Raw genomic sequence first — 3,202 nt, forward strand, 5'->3', positions numbered from 1 at the left:
ACACGTAGGGCACCGACCGGCTTTCCAGGAGTCGGTAGACACCGGGATCGGCGTTCTCCAGCGTGTTGCTGGCGGAAACGAAGATCGACCCCACGGCGCCGGCGTCCAACATGGCCGAGGCGAAGTCGAGCTCCTGGGCTCCGCCGACAGGAGCGGAACAGACCACGCCGCGCAGCCCGTGCAGGCCCAGTCCCCCCACGATCCGGTCGGCCATCTGCGCGAAGAAGGGATCGACCAGGCCGGGAGTGACGAGCATGACCAGGCTGCCGGCGTGCGCGCGGACGTACCCGACCGTGCGCATGGCCTCTTCGACGGCCTTGCGCGTGCCGGTCGCGACCGTTCCGCGGTTGTTGATGACCCTGCTGACGGTCGCCTCACTGACGCCCGCCGCCTGGGCCACGTCTGCAATACCGATTCGCGCCATCCACTTCCTCCACCAGCATCAACGTTTCGTCCGCGCGGCGTGCGGGTGCGCCGACGCCGACCGCGGCACACATTTCCCAGACATGCTCGATCAGTGAAAGTTCTTGCACCTCATACGACACAAGGTTACCGTCCTCGCTATGAGTGCAGTGCGCCATCCGGGCCTTGCCGAGGGCATCCGCTTCCGCTGCTCCGACCCGCACCTGGAGCAGAGCTCCGACTGGGGCGTCTCCTCGACGGCGCCGGCTGGTTCCGTACCTGGTGCTCGATCTACCTGCCGCTGTCCAAGCCCATCGTCATCGCCTCCGCCGTCCTGCAGTTCATGGCGTCCTGGAACAACTTCCTGGCACCCGCGATCTGCATCTCCAACGACCAGCTGAAGACGCTGCCGCTCGCGCCGGCGGGCTTCTCGTCCGTCAACGGAACCAACGCCCCCCTGCTTCTGGCCACTTCGATCGTCGTCGTGCTGCCCTGCATCCTCATCTTCTTCCTGGCGCAGCGGCACATCGTCGGCGGCATCTCCTTCACAGGATCCAAATGACACGCACGCTCCCCGCCGAGGACACGCCCTGGCTGCCCGGCGTCCCCCGGCATCAGACCGCCCGACGCCTGCCCCTGCCCGACGGCGCCGCGCAGGGCCTTCGCGCCCACACCGTCAGCGCGGACGAAACAGCCATGGTTTTCGCCGACTGCCTGCTCGAGGACGAAGACTCCACCCTGCGGATCCGCCTGCGGGGCAGCGGTCCGACGACTGCCACCCTCCTGATGCCCGCACCCGACGCGGTCGCCCTGTGGCTGCCCGGCAGTGCCCGCGACCAGTCCACACTGCCCCCCTCGTGGGCAGACGCCCTGCCCATCACCCCGTTGACCGGCTCAGCGCTCGGCTGCCTGCTGGGCCGCAACGACCGCCCCCTGGTCACCTTCGGAGCCCGTTCAGGCAACGGACACCTGCGCATGCGGGCCGGAATCGTCGAAGAGACGGCCGAGTTGCTGCTCTCCTTCGAGGCCGACCTGGCCGACGGTCCGCTGGAGATCGTCCTCAACGCGACAAGCGACCCCTTCGAGACCGCCGTCGCCGGCGTCGGCCACGCCCTCGGCCTGACCCGTCCCCCGGTGAACGCTTCCGAGTACGCCCCGGTGCTGTGTACGTGGTACGCCTTCCATCAAGACCTCGACGCACAACGCCTTCTCCACGAAGTCCGAACCGCAGCGGACATGGGCTTCGGCACCCTGATCATCGACGACGGCTGGCAGAACGACGACTGCGACCGCGGATACGGCACCTGCGGAGACTGGACACCCCACCCAGCCAAAATCGCCGATCCCGCCGCGCTCGTCCGCTCCGTCGCAGAGATGGGGATGCGCACCCTCTGGTGGATCGGCACCCCCTTTCTCGGACACCGATCCGATGCCTACACCACCGGCCTACCCGTCCTGTACGAAGAGCCGGACATGGAGGCAGCCGTACTCGACCCCCGCTCGCAACGCGCCCGCCACCACCTGACCCACCGGCTCACGCAGCTCATCCGCACCACCGGGGCCGCCGGGCTGAAGCTCGACTTCCTGGAGCGGTACGCCAAAGACACCGCCGCGGCACCTCCCGACGACGCGGTGGACACATCCGTCCCGGCAGCAGCACTGAGTCTCCTGGACGACATCCGCAACGCCCTGACGCCGTACGTCCCTGCACCGGCGTTCGAGTTCCGGGAACCCTACATCTCCGCCGAGACCGTGGAGCGCGCCACCATGCTGCGCGTATCGGACTGCCCCCTGAGCCCCGTCATCAACCGCGTGGGCATCGTGGACCTGCGCCTGACAACGAACGGGATCGCCATCCACAGCGACCCCATCATGTGGGGCGACGCGGACAGCCCGGAGCGCGTCGCACAGCACCTGCACAGCAGCCTGTTCGGTGTGCCACAAGTCTCCGTGGCACTCACCCGCCAGACCACCCGACAACTGGCCGCGCTTCGTTCCTGGATGCATCTATGGACGGAACACAAGGACGTGCTCCTCCACGGCACGCTGCGCGTGACCGGGATCGCCGGCAACTACTCCACCGTCGAAGCGAGCCGAGACGGTGTCACCATCACCGCCCAGTACGCTCCCGCCTTCTCCGACGCCCCGCCCTCGGCTCACCACTGGATCGTGGTCAACGCCCACGAGGGTGAAGTCGCCGTCCGCTCCGCCCGGGCCCGCACCGCACGGTTCTCCATCAGCGACTGCACGGGCAACACGACCGAACAAGGCACAGCCACGCTGGCCGGTCTGTCCGTCTTCGACGTGCCGGCCGGCGGGATCGTGCAGTTCTCATTCCTGTCGTAGCACCGCCCCTGGCCTTGGCCTCAGCGACGAGGCCACCGGCCGACCACGAGATCACCCGACCGAGGCGCCGACCTCGAACTCACGCCCGCCAACCTGCGGCCCCAGGCCTGGCCCGGTGCTTCGACGTAACGGTGGGTCAACAGGCACACGGGCAACAACGCCGCGAAGAAGGCCACTTCGAGCACGACACTGTCCTGCCGCCGTCGGCCGATCGTGCCGTCGATCACCGCCAGCAGGACCGGATGCACCAGGTAGACCGAGTCACTGCATTGGTTCTGGGACCAGTACACGACCGACGAGAAGCAGCGCGCCGAGATCACCGCGAGCCCCCTGCGCGCCTCCGTTGACCAGCTGCGCGACCTGCCCCCGGTCCTGGTGATCACCGCCGAGGCCGACGTCCTGCGCGACGAGGGCGAGGCGTACGCGAACAGGCTGCGCGAGGCCGGAGTCCCGG

4 protein-coding genes and 1 pseudogene are annotated in these 3,202 nt (G+C 68.3%); 3 read left to right on the plus strand and 2 right to left on the minus strand.

The features are described from left to right. The coding region (locus tag JF597_RS52715) for a LacI family DNA-binding transcriptional regulator (RefSeq protein ID WP_294014049.1) at positions 1-424 on the minus strand (424 nt) is incomplete at its 3' end. A gap of 93 nt (positions 425-517) precedes the next feature. On the opposite strand from JF597_RS52715, the gene JF597_RS52720 reads away from it, so the two are divergent. Both JF597_RS52720 and JF597_RS52725 read left to right on the plus strand, forming a co-directional pair. Beyond that, entirely contained in the window at positions 518-964 is a 447-nt protein-coding gene (locus tag JF597_RS52720; RefSeq protein ID WP_294014051.1) for an ABC transporter permease subunit, read from the plus strand. Beyond that, positions 961-2,748, plus strand: coding sequence for an alpha-galactosidase (locus tag JF597_RS52725; protein ID WP_294014053.1), 1,788 nt, complete (start codon positions 961-963; stop codon positions 2,746-2,748). The genes JF597_RS52720 and JF597_RS52725 overlap by 4 nt, the downstream gene beginning before the upstream one ends. Positions 2,749-2,768: 20 nt before the next feature. On the opposite strand, the pseudogene JF597_RS52730 reads toward JF597_RS52725, so the two are convergent. Next, positions 2,769-3,008: pseudogene (locus JF597_RS52730) on the minus strand (hypothetical protein); the annotation flags it as partial. A gap of 55 nt (positions 3,009-3,063) precedes the next feature. Here JF597_RS52730 and JF597_RS52735 point away from each other — a divergent pair. After that, on the plus strand, positions 3,064-3,202 hold a 139-nt coding region (locus tag JF597_RS52735), incomplete at its 3' end, for an alpha/beta hydrolase fold domain-containing protein (protein ID WP_294014054.1).

It is taken from the genome of Streptomyces sp., from assembly GCF_019510245.1.
In the GTDB taxonomy this organism is placed as follows: domain Bacteria; phylum Actinomycetota; class Actinomycetes; order Streptomycetales; family Streptomycetaceae; genus Streptomyces.